The 20,845-nt window shown below is 35.7% G+C and carries 12 protein-coding genes; 9 read left to right on the top strand and 3 right to left on the bottom strand.

Translation table 11 applies throughout. From position 1 onward, the window contains the following. The first annotated feature begins 19 nt into the window (after positions 1 to 19). Both QUH73_RS00910 and QUH73_RS00915 read left to right on the top strand, forming a co-directional pair. On the top strand, positions 20 to 1,873 hold the full coding sequence (locus tag QUH73_RS00910) for a [Fe-Fe] hydrogenase large subunit C-terminal domain-containing protein (protein ID WP_289528569.1): 1,854 nt from the start codon (positions 20 to 22) through the stop codon (positions 1,871 to 1,873). Then, positions 1,873 to 3,057 carry a SpoIIE family protein phosphatase gene (locus QUH73_RS00915; RefSeq protein ID WP_289528570.1) on the top strand — a complete coding sequence of 395 codons (1,185 nt, stop codon included), beginning with the start codon at positions 1,873 to 1,875 and terminating at the stop codon, positions 3,055 to 3,057. The genes QUH73_RS00910 and QUH73_RS00915 overlap by 1 nt, the downstream gene beginning before the upstream one ends. Before the next feature lie 16 nt (positions 3,058 to 3,073). Here QUH73_RS00915 and QUH73_RS00920 read toward each other — a convergent pair whose 3' ends face one another. Beyond that, positions 3,074 to 3,454 carry a response regulator gene (locus QUH73_RS00920; RefSeq protein ID WP_289528571.1) on the bottom strand — a complete coding sequence of 127 codons (381 nt, stop codon included), beginning with the start codon at positions 3,452 to 3,454 and terminating at the stop codon, positions 3,074 to 3,076. Between the two features lie 302 nt (positions 3,455 to 3,756). On the opposite strand from QUH73_RS00920, the gene QUH73_RS00925 reads away from it, so the two are divergent. Next, positions 3,757 to 5,844: a T9SS type A sorting domain-containing protein gene (locus tag QUH73_RS00925; protein ID WP_289528572.1), complete on the top strand. Its 2,088-nt coding sequence runs from the start codon at positions 3,757 to 3,759 to the stop codon at positions 5,842 to 5,844. 51 nt (positions 5,845 to 5,895) lie between these two features. Here the strand turns inward: QUH73_RS00925 and proC are convergent, their stop codons facing one another. Beyond that, complete coding sequence (gene proC / locus QUH73_RS00930; RefSeq protein ID WP_289528573.1) at positions 5,896 to 6,693, bottom strand: pyrroline-5-carboxylate reductase; 798 nt, start codon at positions 6,691 to 6,693, stop codon at positions 5,896 to 5,898. A gap of 364 nt (positions 6,694 to 7,057) precedes the next feature. Here proC and QUH73_RS00935 point away from each other — a divergent pair, with 364 nt between their 5' ends. The 3 genes from QUH73_RS00935 to QUH73_RS00945 are packed head-to-tail and all read left to right on the top strand — an operon-like array spanning position 7,058 to position 10,329. Continuing rightward, entirely contained in the window at positions 7,058 to 8,053 is a 996-nt protein-coding gene (locus QUH73_RS00935; RefSeq protein ID WP_289528574.1) for a LacI family DNA-binding transcriptional regulator, read from the top strand. A 15-nt stretch (positions 8,054 to 8,068) separates the two neighbouring features. Then, positions 8,069 to 9,223, top strand: coding sequence for an MFS transporter (locus tag QUH73_RS00940; RefSeq protein ID WP_289528576.1), 1,155 nt, complete (start codon positions 8,069 to 8,071; stop codon positions 9,221 to 9,223). Positions 9,224 to 9,231: 8 nt separating this feature from the next. Continuing rightward, positions 9,232 to 10,329 carry an ROK family protein gene (locus QUH73_RS00945; protein ID WP_289528577.1) on the top strand — a complete coding sequence of 366 codons (1,098 nt, stop codon included), beginning with the start codon at positions 9,232 to 9,234 and terminating at the stop codon, positions 10,327 to 10,329. Positions 10,330 to 10,452: 123 nt separating this feature from the next. Here QUH73_RS00945 and QUH73_RS00950 read toward each other — a convergent pair whose 3' ends face one another. Further along, positions 10,453 to 12,981: a Kelch repeat-containing protein gene (locus QUH73_RS00950; protein WP_289528578.1), complete on the bottom strand. Its 2,529-nt coding sequence runs from the start codon at positions 12,979 to 12,981 to the stop codon at positions 10,453 to 10,455. Between the two features lie 448 nt (positions 12,982 to 13,429). Here QUH73_RS00950 and QUH73_RS00955 point away from each other — a divergent pair, with 448 nt between their 5' ends. The 3 genes from QUH73_RS00955 (at position 13,430) to QUH73_RS00965 (ending at position 20,839) form a co-directional block, all read left to right on the top strand. Further along, on the top strand, positions 13,430 to 16,591 hold the full coding sequence (locus QUH73_RS00955; RefSeq protein ID WP_289528579.1) for a SusC/RagA family TonB-linked outer membrane protein: 3,162 nt from the start codon (positions 13,430 to 13,432) through the stop codon (positions 16,589 to 16,591). Between the two features lie 112 nt (positions 16,592 to 16,703). After that, positions 16,704 to 18,263 carry a SusD/RagB family nutrient-binding outer membrane lipoprotein gene (locus QUH73_RS00960; RefSeq protein WP_289528580.1) on the top strand — a complete coding sequence of 520 codons (1,560 nt, stop codon included), beginning with the start codon at positions 16,704 to 16,706 and terminating at the stop codon, positions 18,261 to 18,263. A gap of 296 nt (positions 18,264 to 18,559) precedes the next feature. Continuing rightward, complete coding sequence (locus tag QUH73_RS00965) at positions 18,560 to 20,839, top strand: GH92 family glycosyl hydrolase (RefSeq protein WP_289528581.1); 2,280 nt, start codon at positions 18,560 to 18,562, stop codon at positions 20,837 to 20,839. The last annotated feature ends 6 nt before the right edge of the window (positions 20,840 to 20,845 follow it).

A 20,845-nucleotide genomic window follows, 5' to 3' on the forward strand; every position in this document is an offset into this window, starting at 1 on the left:
AATCCTTAAAAAACTCATTATGCCATTAATTGTAACCAATAAGAATAAGTGTAATCTTAGTTATACGTGTATTCGGGTTTGTCCTGCCAAAGCAATTAAAATTAAGGATGATTTTGCAAACATCATTAAAAGCAGATGTATTGGTTGTGGAAATTGTGTTACCGTTTGTGCTCAAAATGCGATAGAATATCGAAGTTCGGAAGATTTGGTTAAGCAGTTGTTAGCTGATACCGAGCCTGTAGTTGCCATATGTGATCCTAGTATTTCCGGCGAGTTTGATGATATTCTTGACTTTCGGAATTTTGTTGGTATGATTAGAGCTTTGGGCTTTGATTACGTTGTTGAAGCTGCTTTTGGTGCAGATTTGGTGGCTTACCGCTACAAGGAATTGTTCAGGAATTTTCATGGAAAGTATTATATCTCAACAAAATGTCCGGCTCTGGTAAATAATATTGAGAATTTCCATCCCGGCCTGGTTGATAATCTGGCACCAATTGTACCGCCGGGTATTGCCATGGCAAAAGTAGTACGGAAAAAGTATGGAAAAAATGTTAAGATTGTTTCTTTATCGCCCTGTGTTGCCAGTAAAGACGATGTGAAAGCATTTAATGGAACTGATGGAAGTGTTCATGCGGTTTTGAGTTTTGTAGAATTAAGGAAGCTGTTTAAAGAGTACGGAGTTTCGGAAAACTCTGTTGAATTCTCAGAGTTTGATCCTCCATTCGCTCGTTTGGGAGGTTTATTTCCAATTAGTCATGGTCTGTTTCAGGCTGCAGATATTGATATATCCATGCTAAATGGTGGGATTATAAGTACTGAGGGAAGAAACAATTTTTTGAGGTCGATCAATGAGTTTAAATCTCAGCACGATTTATATCAGCATCTTGACTTATTTTATTGCGAAGGTTGTATTATGGGACCTGGAACTTCGCCGGGAGGCCGAAAATTTTCTCGTCGGTCGAAAGTAATTCGTTACGTGCGCAAAAGGTTAAAAACTCTTGATGAGATTAAATGGCAGCAAGAAATTGATGAATACAGTGATCTTGATTTAACCCGGGGATTTAAATCGAAAGGAAGGGAGCTTCCTGTTCCTACAGAAGAAGAAATATTGGAAGTCTTGGTGGAGATGGGAAAAGGGAAAATTGAAGATCAATTGGGATGTGGTTCCTGTGGATATGAGTCTTGCAGGGAGTTTGCGATTGCAAAATGTCAGGGGCTGGCCAATTATGAGATGTGTTCTTCCTTTACAATTAAAAATATGAACAGCTATATTAAAGAGCTGGGAAATACAAATTCGCAATTGACTAAAACAAAAGCGGCTTTAAAGGAATCGGAAAGAATTGCCAACGAAGAAAGAATGATAGCGCAGGAAGCTTCAGAAACGGTGTCGGCCATGCTGCAGAAACTTCCATCGGGTGTTGTAATTGTCGACGAAAGGTTGAAAGTGATTGAGTCGAATAAAACTTTCGTTGATTTATTGGGTGAAGAAACCAGAATGCTGAATGAAATTATTCCCGGATTAGTTGATGCAGATTTAACAAAATTGATCAGTTTTCATAAATTCTTTTCCACAGTAATTTTGAATGGGGAGGATATTTTAAACAAGGATGTGCATTTTGGAAACCGGTTGTTTAATGTTTCGGTTTTTACGATTAAAAAGAATAAAATTGTTGGTGGTATTATTCGCGATTTATACGCTCCTGAAGTAAGGAGGGAAGAGGTTATTGGCAGAGCAAGAGCAGTTATTAAAGAGAATCTTCAAACAGTGCAGCAAATCGCCTTTTTATTAGGTGAGAGTGCTTCCAAAACGGAAAAATTACTAAGCTCGATCATTAAATCCCATGCTTCAGGGGAAGAAAGGAAAGGCGAATAATGGACGAGAAATTTCATATAGATATCGACTGTCAGCAACTCTTTCATCATGGTGAAATGATTTGCGGTGATGTGTTTCTTTCAAAGAGAATTAAAGAGGAGAACAGAACGATTGCCGTGTTAAGTGATGGCATGGGAAGTGGAGTGAAGGCCAATGTGCTGGCAACTTTAACTGCATCTATGGCAATGAATTTTACAGCAGAGCACAAAGATGTAAAAACCATTGCCGAAATAATCATGAACACACTTCCTGTTTGCAGTGTTCGAAAAGTAAGTTATTCAACCTTCACCATAATAGATATTGAATTTGATGGAACAACTCGTATCATTGAATTCGACAATCCCTTGTGCGTGGTAATGCGTGGTTCGGAGGTTTTCGATCCGGGATGGAGAACAATTCTGCTTGACAGTGAAGAAAATCAAGGCAAAGAACTTAGAACTTGCGAATTTAATGCTCGAAAAGAAGACCGCATCCTGTTTTGGTCCGATGGAATTATGCAGTCGGGAATGGGAAGCAGGGAATTGCCTTTCGGATGGGGACATGAAAGTGCTTTAAAATTTGTCACCAATATTGTAAAATCGACTCCCTACATATCTGCCCGTAATTTGGGTTTGCAGTTAGTGAAAAAAGCAGCCAGGAACGATCAGGATGAGCTAAAGGATGATACAAGTGCCGGTGTGATCTACTATCGGGAACCGCGTAAACTTTTAATTTGCACGGGTCCTCCTTACGAAAAGGAGAAGGATGCTGAGCTGGCCATGAGAGTGTATCATTTTAAAGGGAAAAAAATTATTTGCGGAGGAACAACGGCCGAAATTTTGGGTCGCGAATTAAATTTAAAATTTGCTGCCGGAATGAAAATTACGGATCCGGAACTTCCACCGGCTTCTTATATGGAAAGCATAAATTTAGTTACCGAGGGTATTTTAACAATTGGAAAAGTTGCCCGGATTCTTGGAGATTACAATAGTGATTATGATTTGGGTGACGGGCCTGCAGATCAGATTGTGCACTATCTTTTACAGAGCGATAAAATCTCTATTATTTCCGGAACAAGAATTAATTTTGCTCACCAGGATCCAAGTTTACCAATTGAATTGGAGATCAGAAGAACAGTTGTGAAACGAATAGTAAGTCTTCTTGAGGATAAATTTTTAAAAGATGTTACTCTAACCTTCATTTAGGTGAGGTGTATTCTGATTAAATGTAAACAGAAAGTAAGTCTAATAATTTTTGACTTGGTATTGGTTTGGCAATATAATCATCACAACCGGCATTCAGACTCTTAACCCGGTCTTCGGACATTGCATATGCTGTTTGCGAAATTATTGGAATTTTTGGATTTTGTTTCTTGATGATTTTTGTTGCCTCAAAACCGTTCATAAGTGGCATTTGAATGTCCATTAATATTAAGTCAACCTTATTGCAGTTAAACATTTCAATAGCATCCTCCCCGTTTTTTGCCCAGAGAACTTCAGCCCCTGTTTTTCGGATTACCTCTTCCAAAAAAAGAAAATTGGATTCTACATCTTCTGCAATAAGAATGGTTTTTGAGGACCAATTACGTTCGGTTAAATTCATGAGGTATAATTTGGTGTGCTAAATTGGTTTTTTACTTAATTCAAATTTATATAAAATTATCTTCATTCAAAAGAAGATTCTTTATATAGAATCCCTTTAAAAAGGTCGTTGATTAACTATTTATTTTGAATTACTAGGAAATGATATTAAGTGCCTATCATATTAGTTTTCATGCAATTTGCTGTCGGGTTTGAAATAGATTTATTGAAACAGATTGGATCATACCAATTGTTTATTGGTAATAGGTTGACATTTCTTTCTTAATTGTTATTTTTGATTAGTATTGATTGAAATATACCTGCATGATCTCTAAATTTATTCGATCCGGGCTACTTATTAGCTTAACACTTTTTTGGGTTTCCTCCAAGGCTCAAATCTCTTATGGTGGTGAACCTTTATTTAAAAATGGAAAGTTAAAGTCGGAATTGTCAACTATTTATTTGCCTCGTTTCAAGATGTCAACAATGAGTAAGGCATATGAACAGGTTGAAGGTAAAAGTTATCTGAAGCATGCACAATATGCTTATCGATATACAACAAGCTACAATGCCTTAAATTCTGGTAAATGGCAAGTTTTAGACGATGGCAGAAGAGTCTGGCGGATATCAATTTCGTCGCCGGGAGCATATTCTTTAGGATTGATCTTTTCAAAATTTAGAATTCCGACAGGTAGTCAGATGTTTGTGTACAATAAGCAATCAAACCGGATATTGGGAGCCTACAACGAAAAAAACAACAAAGAATCGGGCAGGTTTTCGGTTGAACCCTTGCAGGGAGATGAAATAACTGTAGAATATATAGAACCTTTGCATCCCGATTTTATTGCCGATATAGAGATTGGAAGTGTGTTGCATGATTATAAAAATATTTTTAATCAGTTACAAGGAACTGAATCCCGGCTAAAATCATCAGGAACCTGTAATGTGAATATTAATTGCCCCCAAGGAGATGAATGGCAGGTTGAAAAGCAATCTGTCTGTCATATTTTGTATAGTGGTTACATTGCATCGGGTGCGCTGATAAATAACACCAGGTTTGATGGACGGCCTTTTTTACTGACAGCCCATCATGCTGTAAATAGTCAGGAAGATGCAGATGTTGCTATTTTCTACTTTAATTATGAAGCAGTTGATTGCAGTTCTGATACAGGCTCTAAGTCTCAATCTATTTCAGGATCGAGTTTGCTGGCTACAACAAGCAGGTTGGATTTTACACTTTTAGAACTTTCTGTAATGCCTCCTGCGTCTTATTCTCCCTATTACACTGGTTGGGATAGATCAGGCCGGGTACCCACAAACACAACCTGTATTCATCATCCACAAGGAGATGTGAAAAAAATATCTGCTGATTACGATGCTCCGCTAACAGATTCTTATTCAGATAAAAAATATACATTCGATACGAATACGCATTGGTTGATTTTAGAATGGGATTTAGGAACTACAGAAGGTGGATCTTCCGGATCACCTTTATTTGATGAAAATCATCGCTTAATTGGAGATTTAACAGGAGGAGAGGCTAATTGTGACAATCCGGTATACGATTATTTTGCGAAGTTTTCAGAAAGTTGGGCCAATTATTCCGAAGCGAATCAGCAATTGAAATTTTGGTTGGATCCATTGAATTTAGGTGTGGAAACACTTGATGGTGTTGATCCATACAAAGGATTAAGAGCAGTTATTACTGCTTCTCAGGATAGTATCTGTTATGAATCTCAGGTTACCTTTACTGATATTTCATTAGGTGAACCGGATGAGTTCTATTGGAATTTTGGTGATGGAGCTACTCCTCAAACATCAATAGAAAAAGGACCTCATGTTGTGAGTTACAGTAATCCGGGGCGTAAGCAAGTTAAATTAATTGTGAGAAGGAATGGGGTTGCTGATAGTGTTGTTCGTTCTATTTTGGCGATGGATGTTCCGGTGGCAAATTTTGATTATACGGTTGATTTGAATAAGGTTCAAATGACTAATACATCGGTTGAAGGGATGACCTACAATTGGAATTTTGGCGACGGAACAGTTTCAGAGGAGGAAAATCCGAGTCATACTTATGCCAGGACAGGAAGATATACCATAAATCTTAGCACAGAAAATTTGTGTGGTGTAAATTCAACATCAAAAGAAATAACGACCACCTATAATGATTTAGTTAGGATTTATCCAAATCCATCCGATGGTGTTTTTACGGTTGATCTAAGCCAAATAGTTTATTTACGAACCACTTGGATGGTATTTGATACAAAGGGAGCTCAAATTCGCTCAGGAGTTGTTTCCAGCTATGAAAGTATGATTAATTTTAATCTGAATGGATTATCTTCAGGAGTCTATATCTTAAACTTGAATATTGACGGCGTTGATTTGAAAAGAAAACTCCTGCTGACAAATTAAAAGATAGTCTCATTCTATTTTTTTAAGTGAATAGAATGAGAACTAATGTTGTTATTTTTCAATTTTTTGAAAAGATGTTACAATTCCTTTGATTAATGCAGACGAAAACCCTTGATGTTCCATCTCGTTTAATCCGACAATTGTACAACCTTTTGGTGTAGTAACCTTGTCGATTTCCGATTCGGGATGATCATTATTAATTTGAAGCATTTCGGCAGCACCTTTTACTGTTTGAGATACTATTTGTTTGGCGGTATTGGCATCAAAACCAATTTGAATCCCACCTTGAATCATTGCACGAATAAAACGGAACACAAAAGCGATTCCACAAGCACCTAAAATGGTGGCTGCCTCCATAAGTTCTTCATTAATAATCAGGCTTTCTCCAACACAATCGAAAACAGCTTTAATGTTTTTTGTTTCTTCCGGAGAAGCATTTTTGCCGCAAATACAGGTTGTTGATTCAGATATATTGGCCGCAATATTTGGCATAGCTCTAAAAACCGGTATTTTATGATCCAGCATTTCTGAAATTTCTTCGGTTGTCAGTCCGGTTGCAAGAGAGACAAGTACATGCTGTCCTTCAATGATTTCACCTTTAATCTCTTTAATTATTTTACCAACATTGTAAGGCTTAACGGCAACTAAAATAATATTGGAATTTCTAACAGCTTCACAGTTATCCGATGTAATTGCAGCTCCCTCTGTTACTAAATCCGCTATTAAATCAATATTTCGTCTTGTTGCAGTTACATGGTTCGGGCTAAAAGTATCGTTATTTAAAAGTCCTTTAACAATCGAGCGACCTAAATTACCACAACCAATAACACAAATTTTTTGATCTTTCATATTCATTCATATTTGTCTGACAGCACGATTTTGATATAAGTTAATTAAAACCATATAAAAATGGGGCTTAAAATATTCGTAAGAAAATAAGGAGGTGTGTATATTTTTTATCAGAGTTTAAAAGTACAATTTTTTTTGATATCAGAAGAATGAAAAAATTGCATCTGTTAATTATACACTACAGCAATTGTTTATTGTAGTAAGTTACTTAATAGTAGGTGTGTATGTGTTGTTTTTTAATGCTTTAAAATCAAGAGTCGGTAGACCACAATTTTCTTTTTTGAAAATTATTTTTGAATGATAAAAAAAAGTCATATTTTTGATAAACCGATTTAGTAAACCGATTTAGTAAAACCGAAAACCTTTGAAAAAGAAATCAATTAAAGATATTGCCCAAGATTTAGGAGTTTCAAAAACTACTGTCTCATTCGTTTTAAATAAAAAAGGAGATGAAAAGAACATCAGTAAAAAAACTCAAAAAGTGATATTGGATTACATCGAAGAGGTAGGTTATCAACCGAATCAAATTGCCAAGAGTTTAAAGAATGGTACAACTAATACCATTGGCTATCTGGTTCCTGATATCTCGAATCCATTTTATGCTAAAATAGGACGAATGATTGAAGATTTGCTTTGGGAAAAAGGATATCATTTGCTAATTGGCAGTACCGATGAGAAAAAAGAAAAAGAAGAGTTATTGCTTAATATGTTTGTAAACAGGCAGGTTGACGGATTAATTATTGCGTCTTGTTTTATAAAAGGAGATGTTTTAAAATCTCTTTCCAAGCAAAATTTCCCAATGGTTTTCTTCGATCGGGAAGACCCTGAATTTTCAGCCAATTACATTTTGGTTGAAAATAAAAAGCCAATGAAGGAGGCTATTCAGAAAACAATAAATAAAGGAGCCAAAAAAATTGGTCTGTTGTCCATTACGCCGGATATTTATTCTTTAAAACTCAGGATAGATGGATACAAGCAGGCCTTAACAGATAATGGCTTAGAGTATGACGAAAATTTACTTCGAATTGTAGATTACAATCATATAAAAGAAAGTGCTCAAAAGGAATTGAAATACTTGATTGAAGCTGGGGTTGAGGTCGTTGTTTTTACTAATAATCAGATTACTGCTACGGCTATTTGGTTAATGAATATGAATTATCCTGAAAAGGTAAAAGAAATCACCTTTGTGAGTTTCGATAATCTTGACATTTTTGATTATTCGATGCCAAGAGTAATTTCCATTGCTCAACCTATTGATCTTATTGCCGGAAATTCTGTCGATATCCTGAAGGAAGTAATCAAATGCAAAGTAAATAAGAATACAAGAATAGAATTGAAACCTAAATTAATAGAACGTTAATAATAAAAGTCAACAATGAAGAATAATTATCTAAAATCAGGGCCAATTTTTTTGGCTTTCTTATGCATGGGATTTGGTGATGTTGTAGGGCCACTTACAAGTCAGTTACAAAGCGAGTATGAGTTGAGTAACCTTTTGGCCGGATTGGTCACCTTTATGGGATTTATCATGTTTGGTTTGCTTTCTGTTCCGATGGGATTGTATCAGGATAGAAAAGGAAAAAAGCGTGTATTGCTTCTTGGTATGCTAGCCGCATTAGTAGGTTTAGTGTTACCTATATTAGGCAATTTCTCTTCATTTATTTTGTTATTAGGGTCGTTGTTACTGTTAGGTACCGGTGCTACTTTGCTGCAGGTTGCAGGCAATCCAATTATGAGAGATGTATCACCTGAAGGAAAGTATTCCAGGAATTTGTCATTCGGACAGTTTATTAAGGCAATTGGTTCTTTATCAGGAGCTTTAATTCCATTGTTGGCTGCAAAATATTGGGGATTGGATTGGAAACTTTTGTTTCCGATTTATTCCGGAATTCTCTTAGTTGCTGCAATTTATTTATATGTTGTTACTATTGAAGAGAAAAGAGATGATTCAGCATCTCCTGCTTCATTTGGATCGGTACTTGCTTTGTTGAAAAATCCATATGTTTTCTTTATGGTTTTGGCCATTTTCTTATATGTTGGTTCAGAGGTAAGTATGAGTGCTAAACTTCCAAACTATTTATCTGAAAAATTTAATTTTGATATTAAGGAACTGGGTTTGTGGGGAACTTTATTTTTCTTTATGGCTTTAATGACCGGTCGTTTTTTGGGAGGTGTAATTTTGAATTGGATGTCTCCTTCAAGATTTTTGAAAATCACAACTCTTTTGTCCTTAATTGGGATTGCCGGACTTTATATTGCAACAAGTTCGGTTATGGGATTTGCGGCTATATTAGTGATTGGATTGGGATTTGCTAATATTTTCCCATTGGTATTTTCAATAACAATTGATGCAATGCCTGAAAGAAGTAACGAAATTTCAGGTTTGATGGTGACAGCGATTATTGGTGGAGCTATTGTTCCTGTAATATTTGGTGCTGTAGCAGATGTTTTCTCACTTATGGCTGGTTTTGTTGTTACACTAGTGTGTATTGGATACATTTTTGGATTATCGTTTTACAAAAGAAAGTAAGGAAGTATATGAATATTTGGAGTGATAAAAGAGTTGTAATGACACTTGATGCAGGAGGAACAAATTTTGTTTTTTCGGCAATGAAAAGCGGGGAAGAAATAGTTGAATCAATTTGTAAGCCGTCGAATGCAGATCAACTTGATTTGTGTTTGAAAACAATTGTTGACGGATTTCAGGAAGTTCTGAATCTGCTTGCGGAGAAACCTGTTGCAATTAGTTTTGCATTTCCTGGTCCTGCCGATTACAGAAATGGTATTATTGGTGATTTGCCAAACCTTCCTGCATTTAGAGGAGGAGTTGCTTTAGGACCAATGCTGGAGGAGAAATTTTCGATACCGGTTTTTATAAATAATGATGGTGATTTATTTGCCTATGGTGAAGCCTTGGGAGGCGTATTACCTGCTATCAATAAGCGATTAGAAGAGGAAAATAGTCCTAAGCGTTATCGAAATTTAATTGGTGTTACTCTGGGTACCGGATTTGGTGGCGGATTAGTGCACAATAATGAATTGTTTATTGGCGATAATTCTATTGCAACAGAGGTTTGGCTAACAAGCTCACGAATTTTTCCTGATCGATTTGCTGAAGAGGGAATAAGTACCCGGGCTATTCAAAGAACATTTATTGAAAATGCAAAAGGCAGGTATTCCTGTGAACTGATGCCAAAAGATGTTTATGATGTTGCTATGGATAATAATAATCCAGATCAAGAAGCAGCTCTAAAAGCATTTGAACTGTTTGGAAGATGTTTAGGAGATAGTTTGACTAATCTTTTAACCATTACTGATGGTATTGCTGTTATTGGTGGAGGTTTAACCGGTGCTCATGATTTATATATGCCGGCTGCTTTGAAAGAAATGAATGGTAATTGCTGCACTGCAGGTGGAGAATCTCTTCCTCGTTTGGTTCAAAAAGTGTACAATATCGATAACGATTCAGAATTTAACGAATTTGTTTCAGATTGTTCAGTAGATATACAAATACCAGGAACAGATAAAACGATTAAATATGATCCAAATCCTCGCTTAGCAGTTTGTTTCAGTAAGCTTGGAGCAAGTAAAGCTATTGCAATTGGAGCATATGCATTTGCATTGAAAAATTTGTAGTAGTAGTGTGCTACCCTTCGGATTGAGAAGCAAATTTGTTTCTCTTTCCGAACCTTTTTTCATAAGAAGGATGAATTTTAGATTAGTTTGAAAACCAGACGAAAGTCTGGTTTTTTTTATGCTCTAAATCGTTATGTTTTCAGAAACAATATCTTTAAATGAGCATTGATATTTTTCATTGTATAATTTCACATAGAGTTTAATATAGTTTTCATAAGTCTCCATTGCCAAGCTATGTTTTCCTTGTATGGAAAGGAGATTGCATTTTACCCGAAGTGCAGTTTCATTCATCTGATCGAATCCAAAAATAACATTCGAAATGGACAAACGTATGCTTGGTTCAAAATCGAATTTAGTTAATAATTCTTCCAGAGTACTTACAATTGTACCGGTCGTTTTGTCTTTAAAAGAATCCAGCCATTCAGGAATGATATCGCGAAGCAGAGTACCTCTGTATAATATCTGAATAATTTCTTCTATTTTATCACTATCTGAATTTGTTATTTGGGTACTAATACATTTCTGAATGTGTGCCAGATCACAGAAAATGTTCTCTTCGAGTACCATCTTCCAATAATTATTGTCAAAAGTAATTTCAATACCTTGAATATCTTCTAAGATGCCACGTAATTTTTTAATATTAACACCTCTGTTGTTTTTGGCCTTATCTTCCGGTTTATCAGGCCAAAGGAATTCTTGAATTCTTCTTGATGAAATTCCTTTTCCATCTTCAAGAGAATACAATAATATTAAAAGGAACAATTCTTTTAGAGTAGGACTAAAGCGGTAGGTGATATCTTTGTTTTTCTTATCAAAAACCTGAAATCCTCCAAACAAAAGGATAGAGTTTACTTGTGGAATTTCAAAAGTAGGTAGTTTTTCCTGAAATGTTAAAATGGAATCATTTTCTAATTTTTCATTTTTTATTTTAGCTCTTATTTTTCTTCTTACTAAAAATATCAGGAACAAAAGGGTACTGGCTAAAAAAACATAGAATAATTTTATGGAGAAAGGAAGTGAATGATTATTCATATTCAATTCTGTATCTGCTCCAGGTTCATAGCTTATCGAATACATGGATACCTCATAGGTTTCAGCTTCCGCATCCGTTTCCTGCGATGTAAGTGCAATCAATTTATTCTCACTTTCCCAGTAATACAAATCAGCGAATGATTTGATGTCAACAAATTCGTACGGTATACTATCGCCAATAAAATATAGTTTTGGATCATTAATAAATCCTTTTGCTATTCGAAGATGAGTACTGCTTTTTTGACAAGGAAATAGTAATGTATAAAAGGCACTGTCTTTTTCAGTTACTTTTAATGAATTAACGGGCAGGTATTGAAATTGATCATTTTGCTGTAGTTTCCATAGTTTTTTTATCTCATTTTTTTCAAAATCAATACGATAAAGGTCGTAGTAAAATTCTTTTCCTAAAATTTGTTTTCCAAGCGAATTTCCCAGTCCTCCAAATAAGTAAACAACATTACTGTTTTCTGATGAAAATCCAAGCGAACTGCAATACCGAGGTTCGATTACATCTCCTTTAAGTTTGAGCTCAGTCCATACTTTGCTTTTTTCGTTAAACGATTTAATTGAATTGGAATAGGAATAGTAACCGTATCCGCACAAAGTAGTTATTTGGTGATTAGTTGGATGAATCAGCTTGTTGTGATGCCACCACTTTGGAAGATCGTTAGTTACACTGTCTACATGACTCCAACTTTGATTGACTGAATTGTAAATTGAAAGATCGTTTTGGTTTAAACTATACGAAACTAATTGATTGTTACGATCAAAAATAAGCTGTTGAGATTTTTCAAATACAGGGTAACCGGAATTTTTATTGTTTGTAGCTAAAGTGCCTGTTTTAAATGAGTAGGTGCTTGTAGTACCATTTTTAAGAACAAAATGAATTGTCTCATTTTTTTTATCATATGCCATCGACGGCAATGAGGGAAATGATAAAGTTTTTATTTTCGTCCATCGATTGTGATAATCAATTACCCAATCGGGATTGTACAGTTTTGCAGTTCTGCTTGATAAGATGTCTTTAAGTTCATTGTTGGCAACTTTTCGAAATGGCCATAGATGTTTTGGTGTTCCGTCAATATGAATGGCCAAATCTTTTACAGACATCGAAGGAACTTCATCGATAAAAAAGCCATACTTGTTTACAACACCCAAAGACAATGAAAATTCAGAAGCTTTTGGAAATTGAATTGAATTTTTAAAGTGATTGTCCCCAAGAGTTAAGGCAATCTCTCCATTTTCACTATCAATTTCAAGTTGGAATGGAATCCATCTGTTTCGAAGAAGGTTTAGTGAATTAAAATTACAATGAAATTTAGTTTCTTTTTTATTGTGGATTACATATAAATCCGGTTCTCTATAGGTAACCTGAATTAAGTTTTTACCATGTTCCTCCTTTAATGATAGAATTTCCCCATAATGCGTTTCCGTTTCCCGTAAAGAAAGCATAAAGGCAATGGTGAAGCTTTTGGTATATGAAATATTATTCTTGTGTGTAATATCAATTCCAGTTCGATTCTCTTTCGAAACCTCGTTGGATTTAAAATAAATACCATGGTCGGCATAAAGAGAAGGGGAAGATATAATTAAGGCAAATAATGCAAGTAGAAATTTCATTATTGTTTATGGAGTTTGTTAATTTCCAAATATATCGAAATATACCAAGACTTTAAAGATAAAAGCCTAAAAAGACTAAGGTCATTGCACAAAACGGAAGAAGAATTAGTGAACTTATTTTAGCTTGATATCAATCAAATTGATTTATTCGTTTCGATAATAGAAAAAACGGTAAATAGGTGGTGGAATTGTGATAGGTATGAGTTGTTTCTAAAATCGACTTCATTCAATAGTGGGAACAAATAAGGAATTGCTAAAAAACCTAATTAATTGTGCCTGACAATCCTTTTGTGGTAAAGTTTTGTAAATCAGACATAAAACGTTTGATTAATGATTTTATGTGCCTTGTTAATTCAATATTAATCGTGAATTAATACGTTTGCGTTAATATTGGTTGCAGAAAAAAACAACTTTTTTTTTGTTCATTGTATAATTAATAATTCTAACTATGAAGAAATGCTATTTACGAAATCTTCATTCAAGCCTGGCTAACCCATTAGGACTTGGAAGTAAGATTGGGATTTTTGCTTTGCTTTGCGCGATGATGGTTCTTCCATTTTCGGCAAATGCAAACGTTAACAAATTTGACGACAATTCATCTGTTTCTGCAACACAGCAATTCGTTACAGGTACTGTTACTGAAGACTCAGGAATGTCACTTCCTGGAGTATCAGTTGTTGTTAAAGGTACTACAATTGGAACAGTAACTGATATCGATGGAAAATTCGAGATCACAGCTCCTGAATCAACCAGTATTCTGGTTTTTAGTTTTGTTGGTATGCAAACACAAGAAATTACAGTTGGTTCTCAATCTGTAATTAATGTTGTGATGACTGTGAATGCATTAGAAGTGGCAGAAGTTGTTGTAACAGCTTTAGGTATTAAAAGAGAAAAGAAGGCTCTTGGTTATTCTGTTCAGGATATTAAATCTGATGAAATAACACAAGGAGCTGATGCTAATTTAGCAAGTGCTTTGGAAGGAAAAATTGCAGGAGTTCAGATTAATCAGTCTGGTGGTGGTGTTGGAGGTAGTTCAAGAATTGAAATTCGTGGAGCTAGCTCCCTTACAGGTAACAATGCTCCGCTTTGGGTTGTTGATGGAGTTCCTTTTAATGATTCCAGAGAAGGAGAAGATGCCGGAGTTTGGGGCGGTGTCGATAAATCAGGTGCAGCTTTTGATATTAATCCAGATGATATTGAATCTGTTTCTGTATTGAAAGGACCAAATGCCGCAGCTCTTTATGGCTCTCGTGCCGGTAATGGTGTTATTTTGGTGACAACCAAAAAAGGGAAAAAAAATGCTGGTCTGGGAATTGCCTATTCTGGAAGTGTAACTGTTTCCAAGGCAGCTTACTTTCTTGATATGCAGGATAAATTTGGTCAGGGAACCGAAGGTGTTTACGATAAAAACGGAACTTCTTCATGGGGACCGGAAATGAAGGGACAAATGCTTGAATCCTGGACTGGAGAAATGATTCCTTATGAGGCTCAAACTAATCGGATAGAAGACTTTACCAGAACAGGCGTTAGTCAAAAACACAACCTTTCATTTACAGGTGGGAACGAAGATGGATCCTATCGTGCATCAATTGGGAAAGATATTTCCAATGGAATTTACGATGGACACAAGGTAGAAAAAATGAATTTCGATTTAAGAGCTGACTATAATATTAATCCATGGTTAAATATTGACACAAAAGTGTCCTATATGAATACCAAAGGTAAGGAAAGACCTGAGATGGGATATTATAGTTATATGTCATATTTTAATCAAATGCCTATGAATATCCGAACTCAGGATTTAAAACCTGGATATGATATGGTAGGAGGTAACCATGTTGAGAAGTTATATACGACTTCGAATGCAAGTTTTCGTAATCCATATTTCTTGCAAGATCAGCAAAGTTATCAGGATGAGAGGTACCGTACTTTTGGATATTTTGCAGCCAATATGAAATTAACTTCTGATCTAAAACTTAGAATAAAGTACGGTTTGGATTACTATCGTGAAGATGCTCAATCTATGTATAAATATGCTGATAATGTATATAGTAATCACCCTGATTACAATACGATGGAGCGATTTTTCAAAGAAGAGAATTATGAGTTTTTGTTGAGTTACAATAAAGATTTAAGTGAAGATTTTGCTGTTAGTTTAAATGTAGGTGGTAATAAAATGTATACTACTACAGAGAATTTATCCAGCAAGTCGGGCAAGTTGCCTTCTGAAGGAAACTACTTTTTAGGATATGGTACTAATATTTCTTCAAGTGAGTCAATTTCTGAAGAAGAAGTTCAGTCTATTTACGGATTTGGTCAGGTAGCCTATAAAAATATGTTATTTCTTGATTTTACAGCACGTAACGATTGGTCGTCAACACTTCCAGATGATAACAACTCTTATTTTTATCCATCGGTTAGTGTAAGTGGAGTTTTATCTGAAATGGTTGAGATGCCAAGTTGGATTACATACGCTAAATTAAGAGGTTCATGGGCTCAGGTTGGAAAAGCGACAGATCCATACATGACAAGTATGTTGTATACAATTGAAACGGGTAATTTTAATTTACTAAAAGGTTCTGTGCCGAGTATTTTAGTTAATCCAGATTTAAAACCTGAAATTTCTTCTTCTACAGAATTTGGTTTTGATGTAAGGATGTTTAATAACCGCATTGGAATTGATTTTACCCTGTATGACGAAAATACTCAAAATCAGATTATGCCGGTTGATATGGATCAAAGTGCGGGTTATCAGCAGAAATTGATTAATGCTGGTAAAATCTCAAACAAAGGAGTTGAAATCATGTTGTCAACCACTCCAATTAAGACTAAGGATTTCACCTTTGATCTGAACTTCAATTTTGCTGCTAATACCACAAAATTAAAAGAGCTTGATATTGATCTAAAAGAATACAGATTTGGGGATATTAATGGAAGCCCAATGGTTGTAGGTATTGAGGGAGAAAAACTGGGTGATATTAAAGGGTATAAATATCGCAGAAATGATGCTGGTGTAATATTAGTAGACTCGGAAGGACTGCCAATGAGAACGGAACAGCTTGAGGTGATTGGAAATTTACAAGCAGACTGGACAGGATCTATTGGTTTAAAGGCTGATTACAAAGGTTTGTATTTGTCTGCGCTACTTTCCATTCAGCAAGGAGGCGACATCGTTTCGATTACCGAAAAAGGAGCTGTTGGAGCAGGTACTGCAAAAAGAACAGCTGAAAATAATCGGAATCCTTATACAGTTGATGGACTAACAGAGAGTGGAGCAGTAAATTTAACATCTGCAACAGCTGAAAAATATTGGGGGCGAATTTCCAGTATCGATGAAGAGTTTGTGTATGATGCGTCCTATATGAAATTAAAAGAGGTGGCTGTTGGTTATTCAATACCTCAAAGTTTCTTGAGTAAAATTGGTAAGAATCCGATTAAAACCGCAAGAATTTCATTAGTGGGACGAAACTTGTTCTATTTCTATAAGGACACACCTGGAACTGCTCCTGATGCAAGTGCTTACAGCTCTAGATTTGAGGCTTCGGCATTTGATTTTTCTCCGGTTCCAGCAACCAGAACATATGGTTTCTCACTTAATTTGGGATTCTAAGAATTATAAGTATTAATGATCATGAATCAAACCAATGAAAATACCTTGATAGAACAGAAATGTTATTCAAATTACGAGATTCATGTGCCTGTTGAAAATTAAAAATATACAGATGAAAAGAATATATAATTCATTACTATTATTGGGCTTGATATTCATCGGCTTCGGTTGTACCGATGATTTTGAGGAGATGAATACGCCCAAAGATTCCGTAACGGAAGTAGAACCTCGATTTTTCTTTTCGGATATGGTTCAGGGAGTTTTTGCAAACTACCAGAGAAACGTTAATTTATATCCTGACTTTTATGCGCAATACTGGGCATCTACAGGTTCTTGGGCTGTATCTGATCGATATGAATACAAAGATGATTGGATTGGAAATCAATGGAAAGAACATTATACCCAATTTAATTTAGAGTCGAATACTGTTGATGCACAATTTGGCGACAAACCTGCTTATAATGATCAGATTGCCATTAAAAATATTTGGATGGTGTATTGGTGGTCGCGTATGACTGATACTTATGGGGATATTCCATATTTTGGTGTTAGTAATGCAGAAACTAACGCTTACGATTCTCAGGAGGCTATTTACGATGATTTGTTTCTGAAACTTGATGAGGCAATTAAGAGCATTAAAAATGATGAAACACAAGCACTTTATGGCGCATACGATTTAGTTTATGATGGAGATGCGGCAAAATGGATACGTTTTGGTAATTCACTTCGTTTAAGACTTGCAATGCGTATTTCAAATATTGCTCCAGCTAAAGCACAGGCTGAGGCTCAAGCTGCTATTGCTGGTGGAGTGATGACAAGCAATGATGATATTGCACACGTTCCGATGTGGAGCAATGGATGGTATGATTATCTTCATCAGATGGCATGGTATTGGGATAATATTCGGGTAGCTAAAACATTTACGAATTATTTATATGGTCAGTCAAGTGTTGGAGAAGATCCTAGAGCACCACGTTGGTTGTCTTATAAAGTAGACGGAAAACCGTTAACTAAAGAAGAAGCTGGAAAAGCAAGTTATGAAGGCTTGGAGAATGGCTTAGATGCAAGTATGCCATCATCATCAGCTGAAGTAACAGGTAAAGCAACTATTCGTTTGGAAAATGGATTCGTGGAATTTTCAGGAGATGGAGATAAAAATGCAATGTTTTGTCCGGTAATGTATTATTCTGAGGTTCTATTTCTTCAGGCTGAAGCAGCTCTTCGTGGGTGGACTTCTGGCAATGCGAATGCATTATACAAACAAGCTGTTGAAGCATCAATGGATTTTGTTGGAGTGGACGCAGTTGATGGTGATGCTTATGTTGCCGGATTAAATGATTTAACGGGAAGTAATGAAGCTCAGTTGAAGCAAATTATTACTCAGAAATGGATTGCAAACTTTCCAAATGGAATTGAATCCTGGGCTGATTTTAGAAGAACTGATTATCCTGACTTAACTCTGCCATACGATGGAGTAAGTGGAAACGCTTCTGTAGCTGCCGATACTTATGTGAAACGAGTTCGTTACCCTGATAATCAACACAATTTAAATGAAGTTTCGATGCCATCGGCATTAAATACGATCGAAACAGACCGTATGGATATCAAAATTTGGTGGGATGTTGAGAATACAAAAGCCAAATCAGGTGGATTAATGAACAGTAATTTTTAGAAAAAAAAATATTTTGAATGGAGCTGCTCTTATTGGGGGCAGCTCTATTATTCCTGCTTAAAATAAGTAGTTAAATTGCAATTAGTGATAAATTTCGTACGTGTGTGAACTGTTATTTTGGTTTGCATTAGAAATTAAACAAATATTGTTTTCTGTAATAAGGTTTGCTTCCGCCTACATAAAAGGGAAGGATTTTTTTCAGCCTTTTCGAAAAAAGGTGTACTAAAATTGAAGATTAAATAGCCTTGAGCTACAACATATATCAGCAGATTATAAAACTTAAGAACAAAAACCAGATGCTATACCAAAATTCTCTTAAATCATTAATTCTACTATCTCTGGCAATTACTACTTTATTTTCCTGTAGTAATAAAGAGCAAAAAGATACCGAAGGTAACTACATTCAATTTGTTGATCCTTTAATTGGATCGGCGGGACATGGACATGTTTTCGTAGGTGCGAGTGTGCCTTTTGGAGCCATTCAAGCTGGCCCAAGCAATTTCCATAAAGGTTGGGATTGGTGTTCATCGTATCATTACTCAGATAGCATCGTCAAAGGTTTTTCTCATTTGCATTTGAGTGGAACAGGCTGTGCCGATTTAGGCGATTTTTTAATTATGCCTGCTGTTGGAGATGTGAAAATGAATCCTGGTTCACAGGAACATCCGGAAAATGGTTATGCTTCCTATTACAGTCATAAAACCGAAAAGGTTGAACCTGGCTACTATAAAGTACATTTGGATACTTATGATATAGATATTGAAATGACCACAAGTGAACGTGTGGCTCTTCATAAAATAACATTCCCGAAATCAGATCAGGCAAAAATAATTCTTGATTTACAAGAAGGAAACGGTGATACTGCTACCGAGACATTTTTTCATAAAGTAAATGATACAATTGTAGCCGGTTATCGTTTTTCAACCGGATGGGCTGAAGATCAAAGAGAATATTTTGCAATGATTCTGTCTAAACCGGTTAAAGATATTAAAGTATATAACGGTGATAAATTAGTAGAAGGTGATGCTGCAAAAGGAGTTGCAGTAAAAGCTTGCCTTGAATTTGAGACCGAAGCATCTGAAGAGGTACAAGTCAAGTTTGGAATGTCTCCTGTTAGCATGGAAAATGCTTTGGCGAATAGTAGGGCTGAAATGAAATCATGGGATTTTCAACAAATTCTTTCTGAGAATCAACAAAAGTGGAATAAAGAACTGTCTAAAATTGAGATTGTAACCAATGATCTTAAAAAGAAGAAAGTATTCTACACAGCAATGTATCACACATTAATTGCTCCTAACTTATTTAATGATAACAATGGAGATTACAGAGGTGTTGATAAAAAAGTATACCAAAGTGCTGATTTTACAAATTACACCTTATTTTCTTTGTGGGATACTTATCGTACAGCTCATCCTCTATATACCTTGACACAACAGGAACGTGTTCCGGATATGATTAATTCAATGCTGACAATTTATAAACAGCAAGGAAAATTACCGGTTTGGCATTTAAGAGGAAACGAAACCAATACAATGGTTGGATACAGTGCAGTTCCGGTTGTAGTAGATGCTTGTTTGAAAGGATTTGAAGGGATAGATTACGAATTAGCGTACGAAGCGGTAAAAGCAACAGCTATGGGCGATTTTGAGCCTGGCGTTAAAGAGTTACAGGAATATGGTTTCATTCCGTGTGATATGATGCATGAATCGGTTGCCAGTGCTATGGAATATGCGATTAGTGATTGGGCAATTAGTAAACTGGCTGAAAAACTGGGAAAAACTGAAGATGCAAAATATTTTGCGGGGAGAGCTAAAGCATATACTAAATATTTCGATTCGAAAGATCGGTTTATGAAAGGAAAAATGAAAGACGGTTCATGGAGAACACCTTTCAATCCTTATTCTGCGCAACATCGTGTAAATGATTATTGCGAAGGCAACGCATGGCAATATTTGTGGCTGGTACCGCAAGATCCGGAAGGATTAATTGCTCTTTTGGGAGGCGAAAAACCATTTCTGAATAAGTTGGACAGTCTGTTCTCAATTTCTTCAGAACTGGAAGAAGGAGCATCATCGGACATTTCAGGTTTAATTGGTCAGTATGCACACGGAAATGAACCAAGTCATCACATCACTTATTTGTATGCATATGCCGGCGAGCAATTCAAAACTGCTGATAAAGTTAGGTATATCATGAATGAATTGTACACAGATAAAACCGATGGTTTATGTGGTAACGAAGATTGTGGTCAAATGTCGGCTTGGTACGTAATGTCTTCCATGGGATTCTATCCTGTTAATCCAAGCAATGGTGCTTATGTGTTTGGCAGTCCTTTGTTCGATGAAGCAAGCATAAATCTTCCTGAAAATAAAAAGTTTACCATCAAAGCAAACAACAACAGTGATAAAAATATTTACATTCAGTCTGCGGCTTTAAACGGATTGGAGTATACAAAATCATTCATTACACACAAAGATATTTTAAAGGGAGGAAAGCTGACATTCGAAATGGGAGCTACACCAAATCCTAATTTTGGAAAAGCTATTCAAGATCGACCTAAATCAATTGTTTACTAGTATGAT

The sequence above is a fragment of the Labilibaculum sp. K2S genome, from assembly GCF_030372765.1.
Taxonomy (GTDB): Bacteria; Bacteroidota; Bacteroidia; order Bacteroidales; family Marinifilaceae; genus Labilibaculum.

Bases quoted from the DNA above. Each gene is read 5' to 3' on its own strand.
- QUH73_RS00910 (WP_289528569.1), top strand. From the start codon at position 20: ATGCCATTAATTGTAACCAATAAGAATAAGTGTAATCTTAGTTATACG.
- QUH73_RS00915 (WP_289528570.1), top strand. From the start codon at position 1,873: ATGGACGAGAAATTTCATATAGATATCGACTGTCAGCAACTCTTTCAT.
- QUH73_RS00920 (WP_289528571.1), bottom strand. From the start codon at position 3,454: ATGAATTTAACCGAACGTAATTGGTCCTCAAAAACCATTCTTATTGCA.
- QUH73_RS00925 (WP_289528572.1), top strand. From the start codon at position 3,757: ATGATCTCTAAATTTATTCGATCCGGGCTACTTATTAGCTTAACACTT.
- proC (WP_289528573.1), bottom strand. From the start codon at position 6,693: ATGAAAGATCAAAAAATTTGTGTTATTGGTTGTGGTAATTTAGGTCGC.
- QUH73_RS00940 (WP_289528576.1), top strand. From the start codon at position 8,069: ATGAAGAATAATTATCTAAAATCAGGGCCAATTTTTTTGGCTTTCTTA.
- QUH73_RS00945 (WP_289528577.1), top strand. From the start codon at position 9,232: ATGAATATTTGGAGTGATAAAAGAGTTGTAATGACACTTGATGCAGGA.
- QUH73_RS00950 (WP_289528578.1), bottom strand. From the start codon at position 12,981: ATGAAATTTCTACTTGCATTATTTGCCTTAATTATATCTTCCCCTTCT.
- QUH73_RS00955 (WP_289528579.1), top strand. From the start codon at position 13,430: ATGAAGAAATGCTATTTACGAAATCTTCATTCAAGCCTGGCTAACCCA.
- QUH73_RS00960 (WP_289528580.1), top strand. From the start codon at position 16,704: ATGAAAAGAATATATAATTCATTACTATTATTGGGCTTGATATTCATC.
- QUH73_RS00965 (WP_289528581.1), top strand. From the start codon at position 18,560: ATGCTATACCAAAATTCTCTTAAATCATTAATTCTACTATCTCTGGCA.